This window comes from Pelagibacterium sp., from assembly GCF_035555455.1.
In the GTDB taxonomy this organism is placed as follows: Bacteria; Pseudomonadota; Alphaproteobacteria; order Rhizobiales; family Devosiaceae; genus Pelagibacterium.
This window is the reverse complement of the sequence record NZ_DATMGM010000070.1, coordinates 73368-94872: the sequence shown is the minus strand read 5'-3', so window position 1 is coordinate 94872 and position 21505 is coordinate 73368. Positions and strand designations below refer to the sequence as shown.

Here is a 21505-nt window from a genome sequence, read left to right as displayed (position 1 = left end):
CGTGCCCCCACCAAACCGATTTGGAGGACCGTATCAGATTTGACCTGTTTTGCCATCAACGCACGAGAATCGCCCGGAAATCATTGACATTGGTATAGGTGGGGCCGGTGGTGACCAGCCGGTCGGCTTGTTTGAAGAAGTTGTAGGCGTCATTGCGATCGAGAAACGCGGCGGCGTCCGCCTCGCCGGTCCAGCCCGAGGCCAGATCGAACCACGCGCCCGCATTGTTCTCGGTGCCGTCGATGCCATCGGTATCGCAGGCGATGGCCGCCACCTCGCGATGGGATTTCAGCGCGAGAAAGAGGGCGAGCAGGAACTCGGTGTTGCGGCCTCCGCGCCCGGCGGCTTCCGGGCGCAGCGTCACCGTGGTTTCCCCTCCGCTGAGCAGCACGCAAGGGGCCACGAACGGGGTCTTGTACTGGATGATCGAGCGCACCATGCCCGCCATGGCTACCGCCACCTCGCGCGCTTCGCCCTCGATGGCATCGCCCAGAATGATCGGCGTGATGCCCATCCTCTCGGCCTCCCGGCTGGCGGCGTCGAGCGACATGCGCGGTGTGGCGATGGTGTGGACGATATTTTCCGGGCGGATATCAGGGCCGCCCGTATGGGCATCGAGGGCCCGGTCCACATGGGCGGGAACCTTGATGCGGAACCGGGCCAGGATGGCCCGCACCTCATGGGGATCGTTGCGCGCGATAATCGAAGGCCCCGAGCCCACAATGGCCGGATCGTCGCCGGGAACGTCGGAAATGATGTAGGTGACGACCTTTGCCGGAGCGGCGACGATGGCGAGCTTGCCGCCCTTCACCGCCGAAAAGGCCTTGCGCACGGTGTTCATCGCCCCGATCGGCGCTCCAGAGCGCAAAAGCTGGCGCGTGATGTCCTGCTTATCGGCGAGCGAAACACCCTCGGCAGGCATGGTCAAAAGCGATGACGCCCCGCCCGAAATAAGCACGATCACCAGATCATCGGGACCCGCGCCGCGGGCCAGCTCGACGATTTCGCGGGTGGCGGAAAGCCCGGTCTCGTCGGGCACCGGATGGGACGCCTCGACGATCCGCACATGGCGGGTGGGAACCGAATGCCCGTAGCGGGTGATCACCAGTCCCTCGCAGGGCGCCTGCCACGCGTCCTCAAAGGCGCGGGCCATGCGGGCCGAGGCCTTGCCGGCGCCCAATACGATGGTGCGTCCTTTAGGTTTTTCGGGCAGCAAATGGTCGAATTTCCCATCCGGAAGGGCTGCTTCCAGCCCGGCGCCGAACAGCCTTTTGAGCACTTGCTCAGCATCCAGATTGCCGATCTCGTCTGCGGCAAGCATCGCCCGGCCTCCTTACTCTCGAAGCACCCGTTCGCGCCGGCCTGTTGCCGAACGCACCGGACGCGCCGCTACATGATCAGGCGATTTCGTGACCGGCCTGCAACTCAAGGGCCCGGATCAGCGCCGAGTGATCCCACCCCTTGCCGCCATGGGCAGCGCAGGAGCTGAACAGCTGCTGGCACAGGGCCGTCGCGGGCAGCGACACATCGAGCTTGCGGGCGGAATCGAGCGCGTTGTTGAGGTCCTTTTGATGCAGTTCGATCCGGAAGCCGGGCTCGAAGGTGCGCTTGACCATCCTCTCGCCATGCACTTCGAGAATGCGCGAGGAGGCAAAGCCACCCATCAGTGCCTCGCGCACCTTGGCTGGATCAGCCCCGGCCTTGGAGGCAAACAGCAGAGCTTCGGCAACGGCCTCGATGGTCAGGCCCACGACGATCTGATTGGCGATCTTGGCGGTCTGGCCATCGCCGACCTCGCCGACCCGGGTGATATTCTTGCCCATGGCTTCAAACAGCGGCAGCACGATATCGAAATCGGACTGCGCCCCGCCGACCATGATCGACAGCGAAGCCTGACGCGCCCCAACCTCGCCGCCCGAGACCGGAGCATCGAGATAGCCACAGCCTTTTTCGGCCACCTTCGCAGCGAATTCCTTGGTGGCGATGGGGGAAATCGAACTCATGTCGACGACGATCTTGCCCGCAGACAGGCCTTCATAAAGACCGCCGTCGCCGAACAACACGGCCTGAACATGGGGAGTGTCAGGAACCATGATGATGATGACATCGGCTTGTTCGGCGACGGCGCGGGAGGACTCGCTTGCGCGCGCGCCCTTGTCGGCCAACTCCTGAGGAACCTTCACACGATCATAAACGAACACGGTATGGCCCGCGTCGAGCAGATGGCCCGCCATGGGTGTTCCCATAATTCCCGTTCCAATGAATCCAATGTTCATGATTCACTCCTGTTGGCGACCTGGTCGCGCGGTATATATCAGACTGCTGGGATGCCGATCCGCCTCGCATAAGCCAGGCGGATCGTTGGTGAGGCGATGCCGCGAATACTCACCGCGGCACCGAAGATTTATCTTATTTGGGCTCGGAATCCTCGCGAGCGGCCCGCGAGGCGGAAGCTACCAGGCTGAGATCAGCCGGACCCTGGAAGCAGGAGTAGCCTTCACGCGTATTCCGCCACCCAAGAGGACCACAAACGGCAAGCCCATTGGCCTCAGCTGCGGCAAATATGCGGTCGACCAAGGCCTCGTATTCAGGATCACCCTGCTTGTAGCCAGAGAAGTTCCCAAGGTCTCCCGAAGCAATGAACAGCGCATCGATGCCTTCGACTTTGGCGATTTCTTCGACTTCTTCGACGCCTTCAAGTGTCTCGATCATCAGGATGAGAACGATATTGTCGTTGAAGGTGGCACGATAGCCGCCCGGAACGTCGGCATAGAAGTTACCGAACTGACCACCACCGGCACTGTGACGGCCAAACGGTGGGAACATCGTCCACTTCACGGCTTCGCGGGCTTCTTCAGCAGAGTCGATAGTCGGCACGACGAGAACCATCGCACCGGCATCCAGCGCGTGCTGAATTTCGCGCTCGGTCGTTTCGGCAATACGTACGCCAGGCACCGCAGCCGCATCAGGACACTCGCGATACATCTGGGCAAGATCAGCCCAGCTGTTCTGGTCATGCTGCATCTCAACCCAGATAAAATCCCACGCGCCCGAATTGGCCATGGAACAATAAATTCGCGCATCGGGTGAACGCACGGTACCGCCAATGAGATGTTCACCGCTCAGGATCTTTTGCTTCGCGGTGTTCCAGATTTCGACTTCACCGTCGAGATCGTTTGCAGGCCCATAAACCCAGTCTGCAGCCACGAAATCCGACTGAGCTGTTGCGGCACCAGCCATGGTGACAGCCATGAGGCCTGCCAGAGCCGATTTTGCTAAAATATTCACTTCTCTCTCCCTTCATTCCCGAAACAGGAAACATTAATGACGACAACAAGGATCAGAAACTAAACCAGCAGAGTCAAATAGATTTGAACTATATATAGTAGTATAAATGTCAGATTTATATAATACTATTATCGACCAGACATCGCACTCTGCACTTACTCAATAAGATTCTTGAAAAACTCACGTTCACGCTTTTCCAGCTGTGGAACGACCCGGCCGGCAATGATCCGCTCGAAATGCGGCGTGCGCCGATGCGCATCCACCGCCGGCTCGTCGACATAGACCTCGCAGAGCAGAAACTGATTGGGGTGCTCGGTCGATTCCCAGACCTGATAGGAAATGCAACCGGGCTCAAAGGCCTCGACCTCGCGGCGCATCTCCTCAAGATCGGCCAGAACCTGGTCCCGGTGCCCGTCCCGTATGAAATAGCGTGCGGTCATCAAAATCATCTAAGCGCTCCTTGCGTTGAACTAATCGATTGCCACCACCTCCAATAATTGTCAAAGTATATTTGCTTTATATTATCATGGTATAATACTACTAATCGATTTTCTATTGACCTTTACTTCTCTTTCTTCAAGACTTGCTTACAGACCCGCCACCGGCACGACGGTCCGAGGCGACGGTTTGGTTTTTTGGAGGAGTGAAACAGATGAAACATTTTGGATTGATCCGTGGGGCCGCTCTGGCCAGCGTCGCCGCGATGGCGCTGATGGCCGGATCGGCGCAGGCCCAGACGGTCATGCGCATCAACGTATCGATGCCCCAGAACGGTCACCACGGCATCGCCATCGATACCTTCGCAGAAGAGATCGAGCGCCTGACCGAAGGCCGCTATGTCATGGAAACCTTTTATGCCGGCTCGCTGGGCGGCGAACGCGAGTCGATCGAAGGCGTTCAGCTGGGCACGCTGGAGTTGACCTTCACCTCGACAGGTCCGGTCCCCAATTTCGTGCCGGAACTGTCGATCCTCGATATCCCGTTCCTGTTCCGCGATTATGAGCACGCGCGCGGGGTGCTCGACAGCGAGATCGGCGACGAATTGCTCAGCCGCTTTGAAGCGCACGGCATCAAGGGGCTGGCCTGGGCCGATAACGGCTTCCGGCACATGACCAACGACATCAGGCCGATCAACGCGCCTGAGGACCTCAATGGCCTCAAGATGCGGACCATGGAAAGCCCGGTCCACATCGCCGCCTATCGCGAATTCGGCATCCTGCCCACGCCGATGGCCTTCCCTGAAGTGTTCGCCGCCTTGCAGCAGGGCGTGGTTGATGGCCAGGAAAACCCGCTGTCGGTGATCGAATCCAACAATTTCGACGAAGTGCAGAAATATCTGTCGATGACCGGACACGTGTTCTCGCCGTGCATCTTCCTGATGAACCTCGACGAATGGAACAAGCTCGATCCTGAAGATCAGGCACACTTCGTGACCGCGGCACAGGCTGGCGCAGCTGCCAACCGGGCCCGCGTTGACGAGGATGAAGCGACCGCTATCGCCTCGATGCGCGCTGACGGCATGGAAATCATCGAAGATCTCGACCGCGACCTGTTCGTCGCTGCCCTTGCCAATGTCAACGCGCAGTTTGAACAGCAGTTCGGGGCCGATGAAGTGCAGGCGATCCGCGACTGGCAGCCGAATTGACCTTTGGCTGCATCAAATCGGACAGGCGCCTTCGGGCGCCTGTTTTTTCCGGCACCGGAGCGTTTTTCTCACCTGCTGAACGCTACCCTTGCCCCGGGTTTTTATCGCGTTTTCCAACCCGCGACCCGACGTCCGCCGAGGGTCGGGACGCACAATTGTTCAAGGAACATTGACCTATGCAAGCGGTCATCAAGGCGTTCCTGTTACTCGACAGGGCCCTCAACAAGATCATTTCCGTCGTAGCGGTATTCGCGCTTGCCTTTGCCGCCTGCCTTGGCCTGTTTCAGGTCCTCTCGCGCTTCGCGCTCAAGCTGCCTTTGGAATGGACCGAGGTTACGGTCCGCATCGCTCTTGCCTGGATGGTCTTCGTCGGCGCTGCCCTCGTCTTCCGCGCCGGCGCGATGATCGCCGTCGACATGGTCAGGCACATGGTGCCCCAGCGTTGGAAGCGCCTGCATGACGCCTTCATCGTGCTGGTGACCCTCGGGTTTCTCGGGCTGCTTGGCTATTGGGGCTACGTTTACGCCAATCGCAGCGCCACCCAGACCCTGCTCGGGTTGAACTTCATTTCGGTTTACTGGGCCTACATCTCGATCCCGGTGGGGTGCCTGTGCTCTGCCATCGCAGTGATCGCCCGGTTCATCGAACACCAGCCAGCCGGCGACGAAACCGAAGAGCTGACGCTCGTACAATAAGGTATTTTCATTATGGCAATCGTCATGCTCGGGCTGATGCTGCTTGGCTTCATCCTGTCCATTCCCATCGCAGTTTCGATCGGTCTGGCCAGCGCCGTCGGCCTGCTCATCACCAACACCAACATGCTGATCCTGCCCAAGGAGATCTATTCGGCAATCGACAAATTCCCGCTGGCGGCGATCCCGTTCTTCATTCTCGCCGGAACGATCATGGAGCGCGGCGGAATCTCCGTGCGGCTGGTCAACTTCGCCAAATCGCTGATTGGTGGCGTGCAAGGGGGTCTCGCTGCCACCTGTGTGCTTACCTGCATGATGTTCGCGGCCATTTCCGGCTCGTCGATCGCCACCACCTTTGCCATCGGCGCGATTCTCATCCCTGCCCTCGTCCGCGACGGCTATCCCCGTCCCTACGCCGCCGCCCTGCAGGCCAGTTCGGCCGAACTGGGCATCATCATCCCGCCCTCGATCCCGCTCATCCTCTATGGGGTGTCGACTGAGACTTCGATCGGTGAGTTGTTCATCGGCGGTATCGGCCCGGGCATTTTTGTTGGCATCATGATGATCGGTGCGGTTTTGATTCACGCTCGCATGAGGGGCTTCGGCAAAGTGGCCAAGGAAGATCGCCTGTCGGTGAATTCTGCCTTCGTCAAGGCGCTGCCGGCTCTGTGCCTGCCCGTTATCATTCTGGGCGGCATCTATACCGGCATGACCACGCCGACCGAGGCGTCGATCGTGGCTGTGTTTGCCGCGCTGCTGATCGGCATGTTCATCTATCGCGAGATCAAGGTCAAAGACATCTACCCGATCCTCTACAAATCGGTGATGTCGACGGTGATGATCATGATCATCATCGCGTCAGCGGGGCTGTTTTCCTACCTGATCACCCGCGCCGGCGTACCCAACGCCATCGGTGGATATCTTCGCGACACCCTGAGCGATCCGATCCTGTTCCTGCTCGTGGTCAATATCGTTCTGCTGCTGATCGGCATGTTCGTCGAGACCAATTCCTCGATCCTGGTGCTGAGCCCCATTCTGGTGCCCGTGGCCATTTCGATGGGGATCGATCCGGTCCATTTCGGCCTGATCATGGTGGTGAACCTCGCCATCGGCATGGTGACACCACCGCTGGGGGTCAACGTCTATGCCGCGTGTACGGTGGGCAATGTGGCCTTCGAAAAGGTGGTGCCACGGCTGTTGCCGTTCCTTGGCATCATGGTCCTCAACCTCATGGTGATCACCTATGTTCCCGAGATCACCCTCTTGCTGCGCGACCTGGTCTATAGCCGGTAAGAGCAGGTTCAGCAGAAACGGGCCCCGTCTCCGGGGCCCGTTTTTTTAGTGCGCTGTTGCGTGTGTTTTGAGGCCAGTCAGCCGCGGGCTTCGAGATCGAGCGGCAGCGAAATGACCACCGGCTCGCCCGACAGCCCGAACTGGGCATTTTCAATGCTCTCACGGATGACTTCCGACATGGCCAGGCACGCCCCATGGGGATTGCCGTCCCGGATTTCCGACAGGACGCGCGCGTGGCGGTTGATCGAGCGCTTGAAGCGCTCGTCATTGTCGATGGGGGCGCTGATCGCAAAGGCGTTGAGAATGCAAGCCTCGATGATCGACGAAAAGGTCTGCATGAACGGGTTGCCCGACGCAATCAGAACCTCCTGATGGAACACCAGATCGGGTTCGGCATAGGTCTTGCGGGTGTGATGGGGCTTGTCCATCAGATTGAGGGCATATTGCATGCGCTCGATGTTGAGCGGGGTACGATGCAGGGCCGCCTGGGCAGCAGCGGCAGGCTCCAGCGCCTGACGCACCTCGAAAATCTTGCGCAGGAATCCGTTGTCGACGCCCACTTCGATCCGCCAGCTCAGCACCTGCGGGTCATAAAGGTTCCAATAGCTTTCATTGAGCACGCGGGTGCCGATCTTGGTCTTGGAAACCAGAAGCCCCTTGGCGGCCAGCGTCTTGATCGCCTCGCGCAACGCGGTGCGCGAAACTGTGTATTGCTCGATCAGATCAGCCTCAGGCGGGAGCAGCGACCCCGGCGGATATTCACCCCGCAGAATTCGCATGGCGATATCGCGCGTGATCAGCGCATGGGCGGATTTGATCGGGCCGTGCAGCAATCGCGGCAGCACGGCCACATCCTCCGAATGGATATCCTTGTGCATTACCATCATCAATCTCCTCCACAATCATGATGCGGTATCTGGCGAGGCTTGCGGCCTCGCTGTCGACGCCATGCACGAGACGCTTGAACGCTCCTGCATGATCCGGCCTACACGTGTCTCTAGCTATAAGCAGCGACACAGCGTTGCGGCGGCGGCCACCTCCTGCCCCCCTCCGAACCAAGGAAAAACTGGCGGAACCTCGATTTTTTTGGATGCCGGACACGCAGTGTGCCCATCGAAAACCGGCGCGGTCAACCGATACGGAAATAATAGTATTATAGGAAAACCGGTGGGGAGCGGCTCGCAAGGACTGGCAGGCGTTGCCAATTGCAGCGGACGTCTCCAGAGAAAACAAGGGCCAGAAGGAACCGCACGACATTGATAAGTTTTCGCTATAGCGACTTGGTGGCCTCGCCGATGGCTGCCATGATGCGGCTAAAGTATCAGTAAGGATTGCAACCATGACCGATGCGCTGGCAACCACCCCGATCCACCTGGCCCTTTGCGGCTTTGGCGAGGCCGCCAGCGCCTTTGCTTCGGGATGGCAACGGGACATCGTCGCCAGCATGTCCGCCTATGACGAAAAGATCGCGGACGCAGCGGAACGCGATGCCCTCGAAGCACGGGCACGCAGCTGTGACGTGGTGTTGCGCCAAAGCACAGCCGAAGCCTTCAGCGATGCCGATGTCGCCGTCAGCCTCGTTTACGCCGACCGCGCGGTGGACGCTGCCCGCGATACGGCACGGGTTCTCAAGCCCGGCGCGCTCTATATCGACGGCAATTCCTGCGCGCCCCACACCAAGCGCCAGGCCGCCGAAGCGCTGCAGGAAGCGGGCGTCGACTATATCGACATGGCGATCATGGCACCGGTCCACCCGCGCAAGGAAAAGACCCCCGTGCTGCTCTCGGGCCCTGGTGCAGAACGGGCGGCGAAGCTGTTGCAGGCGATGGGCATGGAGCCGCGCGTGGTGGGTGACAAGATCGGCCAGGCCTCGACCATCAAACTGACCCGCTCGATCATGATCAAGGGGCTCGAAGCGTTGATGGCCGAATGTTTCCTCACGGCCAGAACAGCGGGGATCGAAGACGAGATCATTGCCTCGCTCGAAGCCAGCGACCCCGATATCGCCTGGCGCCAGCGCCGGGACTACGCGATGGATCGCATGACCGTACATGGCGGGCGTCGCGCCGCCGAAATGGTGGAATCCGCCGCCATGGTGGCCGAGCTGGGGCTGTTTGGGGATATGGCTGCCGCCAGCGCCCGGTGGCAGAGCCGGCTCGGCGAGTTGTCGATCAACACAAGCGATATCGGCACAGTGCTGGAAGCCCTTGGCAAAGATCGGACCGTTGCCCACAATGAGGCAGACACGGCGCGCTGAAAGCATTTGCGCAGATCATAATACACGCGGCCTGCCATTCAGGATGCGGATCGGAGATGCAATGCTGGTCAGCCAGCTTAACCTGCGGCACTTGCGATTGTTGCTGGCCGTTGTGGAGACCGGCTCGGTCACCAAAGCATCGCAGACCTGCAACGTGTCGCAGCCCGCCGTGACGCAGGCGCTCAAAAATCTCGAAACCCAATTCGGCACTGCCCTGTTTGACCGGCGCGGCAATGGGGTGTTTGCCAATGAACTGGGTCATCTGGTTGCCGGGCGCGTTCGCCGGGCGATCGACTTCCTCGACAGCGCGATGGCAACGCTTGCCCCGCGCCTGCAACTGACTGCGACCACCGCCAAGCTGCGCGCGCTGGTCGCTGTCGCCAACGCGGAAAACTTTTCCATTGCCGCACGCCAATTGGGCGTTGCCCAGCCGACCATTCACCGCGCCATCACCCAGCTGGAAGCGGAAATCGGGCGCGCGCTGTTCAAACGCACACAATATGGATCGGCCCCAACCCGGGCCGGACGTATTCTGGCCGGGGCGGCGCAACTGGCCTTCGCCGAACTGACCCAGGCGGAAATGGAACTGGCTGAAGCCATGGGGCAATCGGGCCAACGCCTGACCATCGGCGGCATGCCGCTGTCCAGATCGTATATTCTGCCCGCCGCTATCGCCCGATTTCACCAAAACCACCCCAGCGTGTCGGTCCGGGTGCTGGAAGGGACATACGCCTCGCTGCTGACCGGGCTGCGGCGGGGCGAAATCGATTTTCTGTTCGGCGCGCTACGCGACCCCCTGCCCGCCGACGATATCGTCCAGCAGCACCTGTTCAATGACGAGTTGATCGTGGTGGCCGGCCCGGGCCATCCTCTCGCTGGCCAATCCGCCCCGCCGAAAATCGCGCTCGCCGATTACCCCTGGGTCGTGGGCATCCCCGGAACGCCGGTCCGCGGGCAGTTCGACGCGTTTTTTGCATCGCTTGGCGCTGGCCAGCCGATCTCGCTGGTCGAAACCAGCTCGATGATCCTGATGCGGGAACTACTGCATGCCGGCCCCTATCTGGGCTGCATTTCGCAACGGCAGGTGGAAAGCGAAATCCGGAGCGGCTCGATGACCGTCCTGCCCTTTACTCTTGCAGAGAGCCGCCGCCCGATCGGCATCACAACGCGGGCGAACTGGAAGCCCACCCGCGTTCAGGATGATTTTCTCGGGCTGATCCGCGCCGAGTTCGCGGCTGACGAGCGGGCCTAAAACGCCTGCCCGTCGGCCAGTTTGCGCGCCGTCCGCAACACGCCTGCCGAGAGCAATGTGTTGGCGTCATCGAGCCTGGCGATAACGGTGAATTCACCCGTGGGATGTTCGACCGACATGGATTTTTCCTGCCCGTCCGGAACCGCCCCATACCGTGCGGCAGGCCCTTCGCCCAACAGGCTCGCGCTGGCGACGCTGACCGCAGCCAGAACGCCGATGGCATCGTGACAGCGATGCGGGATGAAGCTGCGGGTGGAAATGGCGCCACCGGAGCGGGCCGGGCTGACCAGCGTCATCTTGGGAACCGATTTCGCCGCCACGTCGCCCAGATTCATCATCGGCCCGGCCAGCAGACGAATTTCCTCCAACCGCGCCTTGAGCTCTGTGTTGGCATCGAGTTCGGCCGGTGTTTCCGTGCCGGAGAGGCCGAAATCAGCTGCATCGAGGATGACGCAGGGCATGCCGTTGTCAATCAGCGTCACCTCGGTGCCCGCAATCGTATCAACTTCATTGCCGGTGGGCAGCAGCGCCCCGCAGCTCGACCCGGCGGTATCTTCAAAGAGGATCGGGATGGGTGAAGCGGTGCCGGGAACGCCATCAATGCGCGCATCGCCCGCATAGGTGACGACCCTGCCCGGCGTGGACACCGTGGCCGTGGCGATCTGGCCGGTATTTTCCATGAAGATGCGCACATCGGTCGTGCCATCCTCTGCCGCGACCAACCCGCGCTCGATGGCAAACGGGCCGACGCCGGCAAGAATATTACCGCAATTCTGGCCATCGGTGACGATGGGTTTATCGACGAACACCTGCAGGAACAGATAATCGACGTCGATCCCTTCACGCGATGAAGGCCGGACCACCGCCACCTTGGAGGTCAGCGGATTGGCCCCGCCCAGCCCATCGATCTGCCGCGGATCGGGCGAGCCCATGATCCGCAGCAGAATTTCATCGCGCGCCGCCGGGTCGGCGGGCAGATCCGAGGCGAGGAAATAGCCACCCTTGGAGGTGCCGCCCCGCATCCACATCACCCGCGTTCCCGACAGGCCATCAGACATAGCGCAGGCCTTTTTCAGCCAGCCGGGCGCGCATATCGTAAATATCGAGCCCAAGTTCGCCCGCCGCCAGACGCTGGCGTTTTTCTTCTTCATTGGCGACACGTTTGCGCGAGGCGGCCAGCACCTCTTCGGCCTCTTCGCGCCGAACGACGCACACGCCATCATCGTCGGCAACGATGATATCGCCGGGGTTGATCTGCGCCCCGGCGCAAACGATCGGAACGTTCACCGAGCCCAGCGTTTCCTTGACGGTCCCCTGCGCGGACACCGCCTTTGACCAAACCGGAAAGTCCATTTCCGCGAGGTCGGCGATATCGCGCACCCCGGCATCGATGATCAGCCCCCGGCATCCGCGCGCGAGGGCCGAGGTGGCCAGCAGGTCGCCGAAATAACCGGCATCGGAGGGCGATGTCGGGGCCAGCACCAGAATGTCGCCGTCCTTGATCTGTTCGATGGCCACATGCAGCATCCAGTTGTCGCAAGGCGGCGCTGAGATGGTCAGCGCCGAAGCGGCAAGACGGGTGCCGCTGTAGATGGGCCGCATATAGGCAGCGAGAAGACCCTTGCGCCCCTGCGCTTCATGCACCGTGGCCACGCCGCATTCTGCCAGACCGGCAATGATTTCGGCGCTGGCGCGTTCGATATTCTGGACGACGATACCCATCAGAGCTCATCCACCGTGCGCGGGAAAATCGACTGGAAGCCTTCGGCGTATTTGGCGGCGCGACCACCTGCCGAACCGCCTGAATTGCGGCGGAAGTGATTGGCGCGGTTTTCCGCGACGTTCCTGTAGTAGTTCCACAGGTGCTCCTGGCCTTCCATGCACTGGATGGCGGCCCACTTCTTGTCCCACACGTCGGAAATATCGAGGAACACGTCGGGCTTCCAGTTCATCTGTTCGGGCTGGTGCGGTTCGAACAGATAGACCTGCGGCGAGCCGAGGACCTTTTCACCCGGATTATGTCCCCAGGCCTGCGCCATGGCACGGCATTCCAGCGTCCACTCGGACACATACATATGGTCGGTGTTATACGGGTCATACTTGGAATGGCTCATCATGAACGATGGCTGCACCTTGCGAATGACATCGACCAGCCGGTCCTTGGCCTCGCGCGTCATATCCAGCGGATAGTCGCCCAGATCGAAGAAATCGATATCATGGACGTCGAGCGCCCGGGCGGCGTTTTCCGCCTCCCGGCGACGCTCGGACTTGACCCGCTCCATGGTCATGCCTTCCTGCTTCCACAGCTTGGCGCTTTCGCCGCGCTCGCCATAGGACAGGCAAACCACCGTCACGTCATAGCCCTTGGCGGCGTGCAGCGCGATCGCACCGCCGCACCGCCAGACAAAATCCGCCGAGTGCGCGGAAACGATCAGTGCAGTCTTGTTTGCCATGGCTGGGTGTCCTTGTTGAGAAAACTTTACCGGACAAGCTGGCATATCCGCGTGATGCACCCTAATCGGAAATGCCGGACCGCCCATAAGGACAAGCTATTGCCTGGAGAACAGGGTCACCGCGCATGTTCTTTTTAAATCATGTATTTCATAGCACTAACCGTAGAAGCAGGTCCGCAGCCAAATAAGTCGAACGGACCACGTCCGCGCGCTACATGCGCTCGATGGTGCCGGCCAATTCATCGATCAGCCGCGCGGCTTCCAGAACCTTGGGCTTGTCGAAATCGGGACGGCTGGAGGCAGAGGCCAGCACTTCGCGCAGATTGCCCAGCGCCCGGCGCAGCGGGGCCGGATCGGCATGATCGCGATGGGCAGCCAGCGCCGCAAGCCGGGCCAGTGCGGCGGCCAGCTCCTTTTCGTTTTCCACCAGATGCGCGCGCCCGGCCTCGGTGATGGCAAAACTCTTGCGCGTGCCATCGGCATCGACTTCCTCGATCAGGCCGATTTCGAGCAGCAGCGACAGCGTCGGATAAATCATGCCGGGGCTGGGCGCATAAAGCCCGCCCGACCGCTCACCGATCTCGCGGATCAACTCATATCCATGCCGGCTTTGCTCGGAAATCAGATCGAGCACGACCAGCTGCAATTCATTGGCCCCGAAAATGCGCCCGCGCCGTCCACCGCGCCCGCCGAACCCGGGGCCACGCCCACCGCCGCCAAACGGTCCGCCCCTGCGATCAAATCCATAGGGATTCATGTCATCAACTCCTGTTAGATATAATCAAGATATATCTTAGAGCGATCGAAAGGTCAAATGTCGGGCGAGAAGAGGAGCGCCCGTGGCGTCTCGTCGCCAACGCGGTCATTCCGGCCTTGAGCCGGAATCCAGTATGCGGTGGCGGTGGGGATAGACCGCAGCTCTGCCGGTTACTGGATCCCGGGTCTTCGCCCGGGATGACGCTGGAGACAAGGCAACTGATGCGCATGTGCCGGCAGGGCACGTGATTGAACATTGCGGCGGCGGCGGTTGGGGCGTCCAAAGCTTCCTCTTCGCTGCCGCCGACAGGCCTTGCGCCATTCAAAGGGCCTGCAAAATAAATTGCGAAAATGGCCCGGCTCGTCCACAAGTTGGCATGCCCTCCCCCACCCGCCTGATCCGCACCCGAACGGAGATTGCTCGTGCCTGACCATGCTTGACGACGATACCAAAACCCCGGCAGGCCGGTTCGCAGCATTTTCCAGTCCCGGATATCGCGCTTACTGGATCGCCCTGATGCTCAACGGCTTTGCCGTACAGATCCAGACGGTCGCGGTTGGCTGGTATGTCTATGATTTGACCGCGAACCCGCTCGATCTGGGGCTGGTCGGCCTGTCGCAATTTGCGCCCGCGTTGTTGCTGGTACTGGTCACCGGCTCGGTCGCCGACCGGTTTTCGCGGCGCGGCCTCATGGCGGTGAGCCTTGCTGCCGAGGCGGTGACGGCGGGAGTGCTGCTCACGGTGACCACCCTTGGGCTGGCAACGCCCCTGCCCATCTTTTTCGCCATGGCGCTGTTTGGGGTCGCGCGAGCCTTTTACAATCCGGCGCGGCAATCCATCGTGCCCAATCTGGTGCCCGGCGCGCATCTGGCCAACGCGATCGCCGCCAACTCGACGGCAAGCCAGTTCGCGACAATCTGCGGCCCGGTGGCTGGCGGCCTGCTCTACGCCATAGGGCCGAACTACGCATACGGCACCACGGTCATCCTGCTGATCATATCATCGCTGGTGGTGCTGTTCGGCGTCCCGCGTCAGGGCCGTCCCGGCAGCCGAGGCCCGGCGGGGTGGGACACGCTGAGCGCCGGGTTCCGTTATATCTGGACGCGAAAGCCGATCCTCGGCGCTATTTCACTGGACCTGTTCGCGGTGCTGTTTGGCGGCGCGATGGCGCTGCTGCCGGTCTATGCCCGCGACATCCTCGATGTGGGACCCGAGGGGCTGGGCCTGCTGCGCGCAGGGCCCGCGATTGGCGCGATCATCATGGGCGTGCTGTTCATGATGCGCCCGATCCGCAACCATGCGGGGATCATCATGTTTATCGCCGTGGCCGGATTTGGAGTGGCGACATTTGTCTTTGCCCTCTCCGACACCCTCTGGCTGTCGGTGGCCATGCTGGTGCTGATTGGCGGCTTCGACATGATCAGCGTCAATATACGCTCGATCCTGATCCAGCTCTGGACGCCCGACGATGTGCGCGGACGCGTACTGGCCGTCAATCAGGTGTTTATCGGAGCATCCAACGAACTCGGCGCATTCCGGGCGGGAGTGATGGCCATCTGGATCGGCCCGGTCGCCGCGGTGGCGCTTGGCGGGGCGGTCATTCTGGGTGTCGCCGGTGTGTGGGCCGCGCTGTTCCCGCAGCTGCGCGACGTCAAGCGCCTGCGCTGAACGGCAAACCCCCGGGGCGCGGGGGCCTGCCAATACCGAAATCAGGCCGAACGCCGTCCCAGCCCGGCCTTCACAGCCAGCTTGGACCGCTGTTCGGAATAGCTGGGCGCAACCATCGGGTAGTCGGAGGGCAGGCCCCATTTGGCGCGATACTCTTCCGGCGTCATGTTGTGGTGAGTCTGCAAATGGCGCTTGAGGGACTTGAACTTCTTGCCGTCCTCCAGGCACACGATGTGATCGCGCGTCACCGATTTGCGGACGGAAACCGCTGGCTTGGCGGGTTCGGCGGCGTCGTCGACCAGCCCCGTGGATTGGCCGAGCGCCAGAATGGCATCATGAACATCTGCGATGAGACGGGGAAGATCCGTCGGGCTGATCGCGTTGTTGCTGACATATGCCATGACGATATCGGCGGCGACACCAATCGTGTCGTCGTTGCTGGATGAATTAACAATGCTGTCGGTCATTGACTGGCCTCTTACCTTGGGAAAAGCAACTTCCAAACGGCGCAGAACCAAATCGCACACCAGAACCAAAGTCCGAATGGCACCCGCTCAGCGCGACGTCGGGGAAACAGCTGATTATTTTGTAACAGATCGGACGATGACAAACCTGCGTCATACAGAGCCGACCTTTAATCAGTCCATTACCAGAATTTTATAGCTACTGATAGCGATAGTGCAACCACTTCAATACAATTTTGCAGAAGAATTACCATACAAGGCAGCACTTCTCTTGATGACCTGCTATTGTCACACGTCCACGCCGCGCTTGATCTGTATAGCCCCCGCACAAGCCCCCGTATCTTGCGAGGGCGCAGGTACGCCACGGGCGCACCACGCGTTGCCGCTCACTATGTGAAATCCCTGACCGCCCGCCCGACGCGCCCCGGCATCACTTATGACCAATTGAAAAATCACCTGCAAATTAACTACCCATGTCAGAACCAAAACTTGGCAACACCATGGCATGACATTGGATAGACGCGAATCTATTGGAAATTTTACCTTTTGAACCGGAAAATCCGGGGTGAGCGCACCCCCTTTCAGGTTTTTTCCACCTGAAAGTGCGGCTCCGACACGCATTTAAACTGATTAATAAACCCGCAGCATTTTTTTCAGCGCGTTTCGACTGGCATAAGTCATTGATTTACATGAATCCGGAAAAACACACCATGAACAATGGCTCACAGGAAAGCAGACATATCGAAAAGATAGTTGAAATGCGGATTTTTTGGGGATGAAGGGAACAATTTCCGGACCGGGTTGTATTTTTTCGCCGGCATAGACTATAGACCCTCGTATATGGAAGTCCTCAAATACGTTATTGAAAACTGGTCACTGATCGTCAGCCGGGCCGGTGAGCATATTTCTATCGTCGGTGTGGCGGTGACCCTGGCGCTGGCCACCGGCGTTCCCATCGGCGTGGCCATCAGCCAGAACCGCCGGGCAGCGGAGGTGACCCTGTCGATCGCTTCGATCGTCATCACCATCCCGTCGATTGCCCTGTTCGGCATCATGATCCCGGTGCTTTCGACCATCGGCCACGGCATCGGCTATGTGCCCGCCGTCATCGCGGTGTTGCTGTATTCGCAACTCCCGATCATCCGCAACACCTATGCGGCGATCTCCAATCTCGACCCGTCCCTGCGCGAAGCCGCGCGCGGCATGGGGCTGACCCGGCTGCAAAGGCTGCGCGAGGTCGAACTGCCGATTGCGGTGCCGGTCATCATGACGGGCGTACGCATGGCCGTGGTGATGAACATCGGGGTCACCGCGATCGCCGCCTATATCGGCGCGGGCGGACTGGGCACGTTCATCTCGCGCGGCATCAGCCAGACCGATCCGCGCCAGCTCATTACCGGCGCTCTGGCCGTGAGCATTCTGGCGATCATCGCCGATTTCGGCCTGCTGGCCCTCCAGCGCCTGCTCACCTCTCCGGGCCTCAGAAAATAATGACAGGACATCAATGATCCGCCTCGAAGACGTTTCAAAAATCTTTCCCGGGAGCACCACGCCCGCCGTCGATCGCGTGACGCTGGAGGTGCCGGAAGGGGAAATCTGCGTGCTGCTCGGCCCATCGGGCTGCGGCAAGACAACGACGATGAAAATGGTCAATCGGCTGATCGAGCCGAGTGGCGGCAACATCTTCATCGGCGGCAAGAACACCGCCGATTACGACCCGGTACAGCTGCGCCGCACCATCGGCTATGTGATCCAGCAGATCGGGCTGTTTCCCAACAAGACCATCGAAGACAATATCTGCCTCGTGCCCGACATGATGGGCTGGGATCGCAAGAAGTCGCGCCTCCGGGCGGGCGAACTGCTCGAAATGGTGGCGCTCGATCCGGGCACCTTTCTCAAGCGCTATCCCAAGGAACTCTCCGGCGGGCAGCAGCAGCGCATCGGCGTCTTGCGCGCCATCGCCGCCGATCCTCCGGTGCTGCTGATGGATGAGCCGTTCGGTGCCATCGACCCGATCAACCGGGACATCATTCAGGTCGAATTCCTGAAGATGCAGGCGCAGCTCAAAAAGACCATCATGTTCGTCAGCCACGACATCGATGAGGCCGTCAAGATGGCCGACCGCATCGCGATTTTCCGCAGTGGCAGGCTGGTTCAATACGATACGCCCGACAATATTCTGGCGCACCCGGCCGAGCGGTTCGTGTCCGATTTCGTGGGGGGCGACCGCACTCTCAAGCGCTTGCAGCTGATCACCGTGCGCGATGCGATGCAGCACGAACCGCCGCGCGTCACCGCCGATGACAGCCTGGCCGCCGCCGTCTCGATCATGGAGGAAAGCGGCCACCAGTCCATCGTCATGGTGGGCAAGAACGGGCGCGCGCGCGGCTTTGTGCAGCTGAGCGTCGCCCGTGCCAACAAGGGCAAGGTCGGCGATCATCATGAAAACCTGCCCACCACCGTCAAGCCCGACGAGGATTTGCGGACGGCGGTGTCCACCATGTTCCGGCACAATGTGTCCTGGCTGGCCTGCATCGACAAGGACGGAACCTTCGTTGGATACGTGACGCTGCGCTCGATCACCGGGCTGCTGAGCGAGGCCTACCGCGATGGCTGACGCAGCGCCGGTTTCCCAAAGCGCCCATTGGTGGCGCAACAGCCTCTATATACTCTGCTTCGTGCTGGGTGCCTGGGCGTGGGGCAGCGGATTGCTGCCGGTGCTGGCCGACCACTGGGACGATATCGTCTATCTGGGCAACGAACATATCCAGCTTGTCGCCATCTCTGGCGGGGCGGCCATCTTGCTCGGCGTTCCTGCCGGCATCATGCTGACGCGGCCCGCGTTCCAGCGCTATGGCGACATGGCCTTGCAGGTGCTCAATATCGGCGCGACCGTGCCCACCCTTGCGGTGCTGGCGCTATCGATGAGCGTTTTCGGCATCGGCAACCCGCCGGCGCTGTTTGCGCTGTTCGTCGCCTCGCTGCTGCCGATTGTCGCCAATACGACGGCGGCGTTGCGCGCCGTTCCGCCCCATCTGATCGAGGCCGCCCGAGGCATGGGGCTGAGCCAACGACAGATCCTGTGGCAGGTGGAATTTCCCAACGCCCTGTTTGTCATCTATGCTGGGATACGAACAGCTCTTGCCATCAATGTGGGCACGGTCCCGCTGGCCTTTCTGATTGGCGGCGGCGGGCTGGGTGAACTGATCTTCACCGGCATTGCCCTCAACGAGTTCGGCACCATGCTTTCCGGTGCCATTCCCACCGCGCTGCTGGCGCTTCTGGTCGACATGGCCATGACACAGCTCCAGTTCTGGACCATTCCGCGCGGTGTCAATCCGATGCGCTGATCGGCAACGATCTGCGCGCCGATGTTTACTCTCTACAGGAGAATTCTATTGCAGAAACCAATGCGAGTTCTGGCCATCGCGGCGCTTGCCGCTTTTTCCGCCACTGCCGTGCAGGCTGCGCCCATCGTTGTGGGCGGCAAGGGTTTTACCGAGCAATTGCTGTTGTCTGAAATCACCGCGCAACTTCTTACCCACGAGGGCTTTGAGGTGGAAAAGCGCGATGGACTTGGCTCTCAAGTGGTGCGCGATGCGCAGGTGAACGGCCAGATCGACGTCTATTGGGAATATACCGGCACTTCGCTGGTAACCTTCAACAAGGTCAGTGACCGACTGACGGCTGAAGAGACCTATGCCAGGGTCAGTGAACTCGACGCGGAAGTCGGGCTGACCTGGCTCGATCCCTCCCGCACCAATAATACCTATGCCGTGGCGGTGCGCGGGTCCGACGAAAAGACCGACGCCATGGTGACTGTGTCCGATATGGCCCAGGCCTATAATGACGGCGCCAACCTGACGATGGCGATGAGCACCGAATTTCCGGGTCGTCCGGACGGTCTGCCCGGCCTTGAAGCGACCTATGACTTCAAGACCTCGCGCGCCCAGCGCCGCGCCATGGACCCCGGGCTCGTCTTCCCCACCCTGCGCGATGGCCACACCGATATCGGCCTCGTGACGGGTACGGATGGACGGATTCCGGCCTTCAACTTCCGTATCCTGGAAGATGATAAGGGCTTCTTCCCCAACTACGCGGCAGTCCCCGTGGTGCGCACGGAAGTTCTGGAGGCCAACCCTGAACTGGCGGCACCGCTCAACGCCATGTCGGCGGTGCTGACCGACGAGATCATGCGGGCGCTGAACGCGCAGGTCGATATCGACAACGCGCCGATTTCGGACGTCGCCACGCAGTTCCTCACCGAGAACGGCCTGATCTGATAATCTGACGTCCAGTTTCCGCGCGGGAGAACACGAAAGAGCGCCGCGGCAGTCCGCCACGGCGCTCTTTTTTTTCATCAGTGGAACTGGGCCGTTTCCGTCGAGCCCGCCATCGCGGTGGTCTCGCTGGAGCCGCCGCTCACGGTTGTCGCCACGGCGTCGAAATAGCTCGTGCCCACTTCGCGCTGGTGCCGGGTTGCAGTAAATCCGTGCGATTCCGCCGCGAACTCGGCCTGCTGCAACTGCGAATAGGCCGCCATGCCGCGCTCCTTGTAGCCGCGCGCCAGATTGAAGGTGGTCAGCGACAGGTTGTGGAACCCGGCCAGGGTGATGAACTGGTACTTGTAGCCCATGGCTCCCAGCTCGCACTGGAACACTTCCATCTCCGCCTCGCCCATATGCCGCATCCAGTTGAAGCTGGGCGAACAATTATACGCCAGCATCTGATGCGGATGCTCCTTGCGGATCGCTTCGGCAAACTGCCTTGCTTCATCGAGGTTGGGCGTCGAGGTTTCGCACCAGATCAGGTCCGCATAGGGCGCATAGGCCAGTCCGCGCGCGATCGCCGCGTCCATGCCGCCCTTGAGGCGGTAGAACCCTTCTTCGGTGCGCTCGCCGGTGATGAACGGCGCATCATATTCATCGATATCGGACGTGATCAGTTGCGCCGCTTCGGCGTCGGTACGCGCCATGATCAGGGTGGGAACCCCCATCACGTCCGCTGCCAGCCGCGCGGCGTTCAAAGTCCGGATGAAAGTGCGCGTCGGCACCAGAACCTTGCCGCCCAGATGGCCGCACTTCTTTTCCGAGGCCAGTTGATCCTCAAAGTGCACCGCTGCCGCTCCGGCCTCGATCATCGCCTTCATCAATTCAAACACGTTGAGCGCGCCGCCGAACCCGGCCTCGGCATCGGCGATGATCGGGACGAGATAATCGGTATCGGCATCCGAGGTGCCATCGAACCGTTCCATGGTCTGAATCTGATCGGCCCGCTGCAACGCCTTGTTGATGCGGCGCACGACAGAGGGAACCGAATCCACCGGATAGAGCGACTGGTCGGGATACATGTTGCCCGAGGTGTTGGCGTCCGCCGCCACCTGCCAGCCGGACAGATAGATGGCCTTGAGCCCGGCCTTGACCTGCTGCACCGCCTGATTGCCGGTGAAGGTGCCGAGCGTGGGCACATAATCCTCGGTGTGGAGCAATTCCCACAGCCGCCGGGCGCCGTTCTCGGCTAGCGAATGGCGAATGGGCAGCGAGCCCGACAGCCGGGCCACATCGTCCGGCGTGTAATCGCGCTTGATGGTGTCCCAGCGGTCGGGTGCCCAATCGGGGGCCTCAAAGGGCTGCGGCGCGGGGGATTTGTCGAGCATGGTGATCTCCTCAATCAATCATGGTGCATAAGGGAAGTCGGGCGCGCGCACCGAACCGTATGGCGGCGCATGGGGACGCT

General features: G+C 60.8%; 21 protein-coding genes. 10 read left to right on the top strand and 11 right to left on the bottom strand.

The window, feature by feature from the left end; genetic code table 11:
* Nucleotides 1–55: 55 nt before the first annotated feature.
* From VNS12_RS15190 to VNS12_RS15175, 4 genes are all read right to left on the bottom strand, one after another.
* The gene (locus tag VNS12_RS15190; RefSeq protein WP_325488696.1) at nt 56–1321 is read right to left on the bottom strand and encodes a glycerate kinase type-2 family protein; all 1266 of its coding nucleotides are present in this window, start codon (nt 1319–1321) and stop codon (nt 56–58) included.
* 76 nt (nt 1322–1397) lie between these two features.
* Complete coding sequence (locus VNS12_RS15185) at nt 1398–2279, bottom strand: 2-hydroxy-3-oxopropionate reductase (RefSeq protein ID WP_325488738.1); 882 nt, start codon at nt 2277–2279, stop codon at nt 1398–1400.
* Between the two features lie 130 nt (nt 2280–2409).
* The gene (locus tag VNS12_RS15180; protein WP_325488695.1) at nt 2410–3288 is read right to left on the bottom strand and encodes an HpcH/HpaI aldolase family protein; all 879 of its coding nucleotides are present in this window, start codon (nt 3286–3288) and stop codon (nt 2410–2412) included.
* 155 nt (nt 3289–3443) lie between these two features.
* A complete protein-coding gene (locus VNS12_RS15175; protein ID WP_325488694.1) occupies nt 3444–3737 on the bottom strand; it encodes a putative quinol monooxygenase in 294 nt (97 codons plus the stop codon).
* A 203-nt stretch (nt 3738–3940) separates the two neighbouring features.
* Between VNS12_RS15175 and VNS12_RS15170 the strand changes: the two genes are divergently transcribed.
* From VNS12_RS15170 to VNS12_RS15160, 3 genes are all read left to right on the top strand, one after another.
* Entirely contained in the window at nt 3941–4933 is a 993-nt protein-coding gene (locus VNS12_RS15170; protein WP_325488693.1) for a TRAP transporter substrate-binding protein, read from the top strand.
* 176 nt (nt 4934–5109) lie between these two features.
* Entirely contained in the window at nt 5110–5628 is a 519-nt protein-coding gene (locus VNS12_RS15165) for a TRAP transporter small permease (protein WP_325488692.1), read from the top strand.
* A 12-nt stretch (nt 5629–5640) separates the two neighbouring features.
* Nucleotides 5641–6918, top strand: a complete 1278-nt coding sequence (locus tag VNS12_RS15160; RefSeq protein WP_325488691.1) for a TRAP transporter large permease — start codon at nt 5641–5643, stop codon at nt 6916–6918.
* Between the two features lie 77 nt (nt 6919–6995).
* On the opposite strand, the gene VNS12_RS15155 is transcribed toward VNS12_RS15160, so the two are convergent.
* Nucleotides 6996–7805 carry a FadR/GntR family transcriptional regulator gene (locus VNS12_RS15155; protein WP_325488690.1) on the bottom strand — a complete coding sequence of 270 codons (810 nt, stop codon included), beginning with the start codon at nt 7803–7805 and terminating at the stop codon, nt 6996–6998.
* A gap of 452 nt (nt 7806–8257) precedes the next feature.
* Here VNS12_RS15155 and VNS12_RS15150 point away from each other — a divergent pair, with 452 nt between their 5' ends.
* Together VNS12_RS15150 and VNS12_RS15145 are read left to right on the top strand one after the other, a co-directional pair.
* Entirely contained in the window at nt 8258–9175 is a 918-nt protein-coding gene (locus tag VNS12_RS15150; RefSeq protein ID WP_325488689.1) for an NAD(P)-dependent oxidoreductase, read from the top strand.
* Nucleotides 9176–9236: 61 nt separating this feature from the next.
* Nucleotides 9237–10427 (top strand): LysR family transcriptional regulator, encoded by a 1191-nt coding sequence (locus VNS12_RS15145; protein WP_325488688.1) that lies wholly within the window; start codon nt 9237–9239, stop codon nt 10425–10427.
* Here the strand turns inward: VNS12_RS15145 and VNS12_RS15140 are convergent.
* From VNS12_RS15140 to VNS12_RS15125, 4 genes are all read right to left on the bottom strand, one after another.
* Nucleotides 10424–11485 carry a 4-oxalomesaconate tautomerase gene (locus VNS12_RS15140; RefSeq protein ID WP_325488687.1) on the bottom strand — a complete coding sequence of 354 codons (1062 nt, stop codon included), beginning with the start codon at nt 11483–11485 and terminating at the stop codon, nt 10424–10426. The genes VNS12_RS15145 and VNS12_RS15140 overlap by 4 nt on opposite strands.
* On the bottom strand, nt 11478–12149 hold the full coding sequence (locus VNS12_RS15135; RefSeq protein WP_325488686.1) for a 4-carboxy-4-hydroxy-2-oxoadipate aldolase/oxaloacetate decarboxylase: 672 nt from the start codon (nt 12147–12149) through the stop codon (nt 11478–11480). Before VNS12_RS15135 ends, VNS12_RS15140 begins: the two co-directional genes overlap by 8 nt.
* Entirely contained in the window at nt 12149–12880 is a 732-nt protein-coding gene (locus VNS12_RS15130; protein WP_325488685.1) for a PIG-L deacetylase family protein, read from the bottom strand. The genes VNS12_RS15135 and VNS12_RS15130 overlap by 1 nt, the downstream gene beginning before the upstream one ends.
* Before the next feature lie 211 nt (nt 12881–13091).
* Nucleotides 13092–13637: a PadR family transcriptional regulator gene (locus VNS12_RS15125; RefSeq protein WP_325488684.1), complete on the bottom strand. Its 546-nt coding sequence runs from the start codon at nt 13635–13637 to the stop codon at nt 13092–13094.
* A gap of 432 nt (nt 13638–14069) precedes the next feature.
* Here VNS12_RS15125 and VNS12_RS15120 point away from each other — a divergent pair, with 432 nt between their 5' ends.
* Nucleotides 14070–15305, top strand: a complete 1236-nt coding sequence (locus VNS12_RS15120) for an MFS transporter (protein WP_325488683.1) — start codon at nt 14070–14072, stop codon at nt 15303–15305.
* A 41-nt stretch (nt 15306–15346) separates the two neighbouring features.
* On the opposite strand, the gene VNS12_RS15115 is transcribed toward VNS12_RS15120, so the two are convergent.
* Nucleotides 15347–15772: a Ros/MucR family transcriptional regulator gene (locus VNS12_RS15115; protein WP_325488682.1), complete on the bottom strand. Its 426-nt coding sequence runs from the start codon at nt 15770–15772 to the stop codon at nt 15347–15349.
* A gap of 837 nt (nt 15773–16609) precedes the next feature.
* On the opposite strand from VNS12_RS15115, the gene VNS12_RS15110 reads away from it, so the two are divergent.
* Genes VNS12_RS15110 through VNS12_RS15095 form a run of 4 tightly spaced genes read left to right on the top strand, consistent with a single transcriptional unit; the run spans nt 16610 to nt 20052 of the window.
* The gene (locus VNS12_RS15110) at nt 16610–17260 is read left to right on the top strand and encodes an ABC transporter permease (RefSeq protein ID WP_325488681.1); all 651 of its coding nucleotides are present in this window, start codon (nt 16610–16612) and stop codon (nt 17258–17260) included.
* A 13-nt stretch (nt 17261–17273) separates the two neighbouring features.
* Entirely contained in the window at nt 17274–18386 is a 1113-nt protein-coding gene (locus VNS12_RS15105; RefSeq protein WP_325488680.1) for an ABC transporter ATP-binding protein, read from the top strand.
* Nucleotides 18379–19119, top strand: coding sequence for an ABC transporter permease (locus VNS12_RS15100; protein ID WP_325488679.1), 741 nt, complete (start codon nt 18379–18381; stop codon nt 19117–19119). Before VNS12_RS15105 ends, VNS12_RS15100 begins: the two co-directional genes overlap by 8 nt.
* 48 nt (nt 19120–19167) lie before the next feature.
* Nucleotides 19168–20052: a glycine betaine ABC transporter substrate-binding protein gene (locus VNS12_RS15095; RefSeq protein WP_325488678.1), complete on the top strand. Its 885-nt coding sequence runs from the start codon at nt 19168–19170 to the stop codon at nt 20050–20052.
* A gap of 77 nt (nt 20053–20129) precedes the next feature.
* Here VNS12_RS15095 and aceA read toward each other — a convergent pair whose 3' ends face one another.
* On the bottom strand, nt 20130–21425 hold the full coding sequence (aceA, locus tag VNS12_RS15090; RefSeq protein ID WP_325488677.1) for an isocitrate lyase: 1296 nt from the start codon (nt 21423–21425) through the stop codon (nt 20130–20132).
* Between the last annotated feature and the right edge of the window lie 80 nt (nt 21426–21505).

Excerpts from the sequence above, each read along its gene's own strand:
- VNS12_RS15130 (WP_325488685.1), bottom strand. The coding sequence starts at position 12,880 with ATGGCAAACAAGACTGCACTGATCGTTTCCGCGCACTCGGCGGATTTT.
- aceA (WP_325488677.1), bottom strand. The coding sequence starts at position 21,425 with ATGCTCGACAAATCCCCCGCGCCGCAGCCCTTTGAGGCCCCCGATTGG.
- VNS12_RS15175 (WP_325488694.1), bottom strand. The coding sequence starts at position 3,737 with ATGATTTTGATGACCGCACGCTATTTCATACGGGACGGGCACCGGGAC.
- VNS12_RS15160 (WP_325488691.1), top strand. The coding sequence starts at position 5,641 with ATGGCAATCGTCATGCTCGGGCTGATGCTGCTTGGCTTCATCCTGTCC.
- VNS12_RS15115 (WP_325488682.1), bottom strand. The coding sequence starts at position 15,772 with ATGACCGACAGCATTGTTAATTCATCCAGCAACGACGACACGATTGGT.
- VNS12_RS15140 (WP_325488687.1), bottom strand. The coding sequence starts at position 11,485 with ATGTCTGATGGCCTGTCGGGAACGCGGGTGATGTGGATGCGGGGCGGC.
- VNS12_RS15170 (WP_325488693.1), top strand. The coding sequence starts at position 3,941 with ATGAAACATTTTGGATTGATCCGTGGGGCCGCTCTGGCCAGCGTCGCC.
- VNS12_RS15190 (WP_325488696.1), bottom strand. The coding sequence starts at position 1,321 with ATGCTTGCCGCAGACGAGATCGGCAATCTGGATGCTGAGCAAGTGCTC.
- VNS12_RS15155 (WP_325488690.1), bottom strand. The coding sequence starts at position 7,805 with ATGATGGTAATGCACAAGGATATCCATTCGGAGGATGTGGCCGTGCTG.
- VNS12_RS15105 (WP_325488680.1), top strand. The coding sequence starts at position 17,274 with ATGATCCGCCTCGAAGACGTTTCAAAAATCTTTCCCGGGAGCACCACG.
- VNS12_RS15120 (WP_325488683.1), top strand. The coding sequence starts at position 14,070 with ATGCTTGACGACGATACCAAAACCCCGGCAGGCCGGTTCGCAGCATTT.
- VNS12_RS15165 (WP_325488692.1), top strand. The coding sequence starts at position 5,110 with ATGCAAGCGGTCATCAAGGCGTTCCTGTTACTCGACAGGGCCCTCAAC.
- VNS12_RS15100 (WP_325488679.1), top strand. The coding sequence starts at position 18,379 with ATGGCTGACGCAGCGCCGGTTTCCCAAAGCGCCCATTGGTGGCGCAAC.
- VNS12_RS15110 (WP_325488681.1), top strand. The coding sequence starts at position 16,610 with ATGGAAGTCCTCAAATACGTTATTGAAAACTGGTCACTGATCGTCAGC.
- VNS12_RS15135 (WP_325488686.1), bottom strand. The coding sequence starts at position 12,149 with ATGGGTATCGTCGTCCAGAATATCGAACGCGCCAGCGCCGAAATCATT.
- VNS12_RS15150 (WP_325488689.1), top strand. The coding sequence starts at position 8,258 with ATGACCGATGCGCTGGCAACCACCCCGATCCACCTGGCCCTTTGCGGC.
- VNS12_RS15145 (WP_325488688.1), top strand. The coding sequence starts at position 9,237 with ATGCTGGTCAGCCAGCTTAACCTGCGGCACTTGCGATTGTTGCTGGCC.
- VNS12_RS15125 (WP_325488684.1), bottom strand. The coding sequence starts at position 13,637 with ATGAATCCCTATGGATTTGATCGCAGGGGCGGACCGTTTGGCGGCGGT.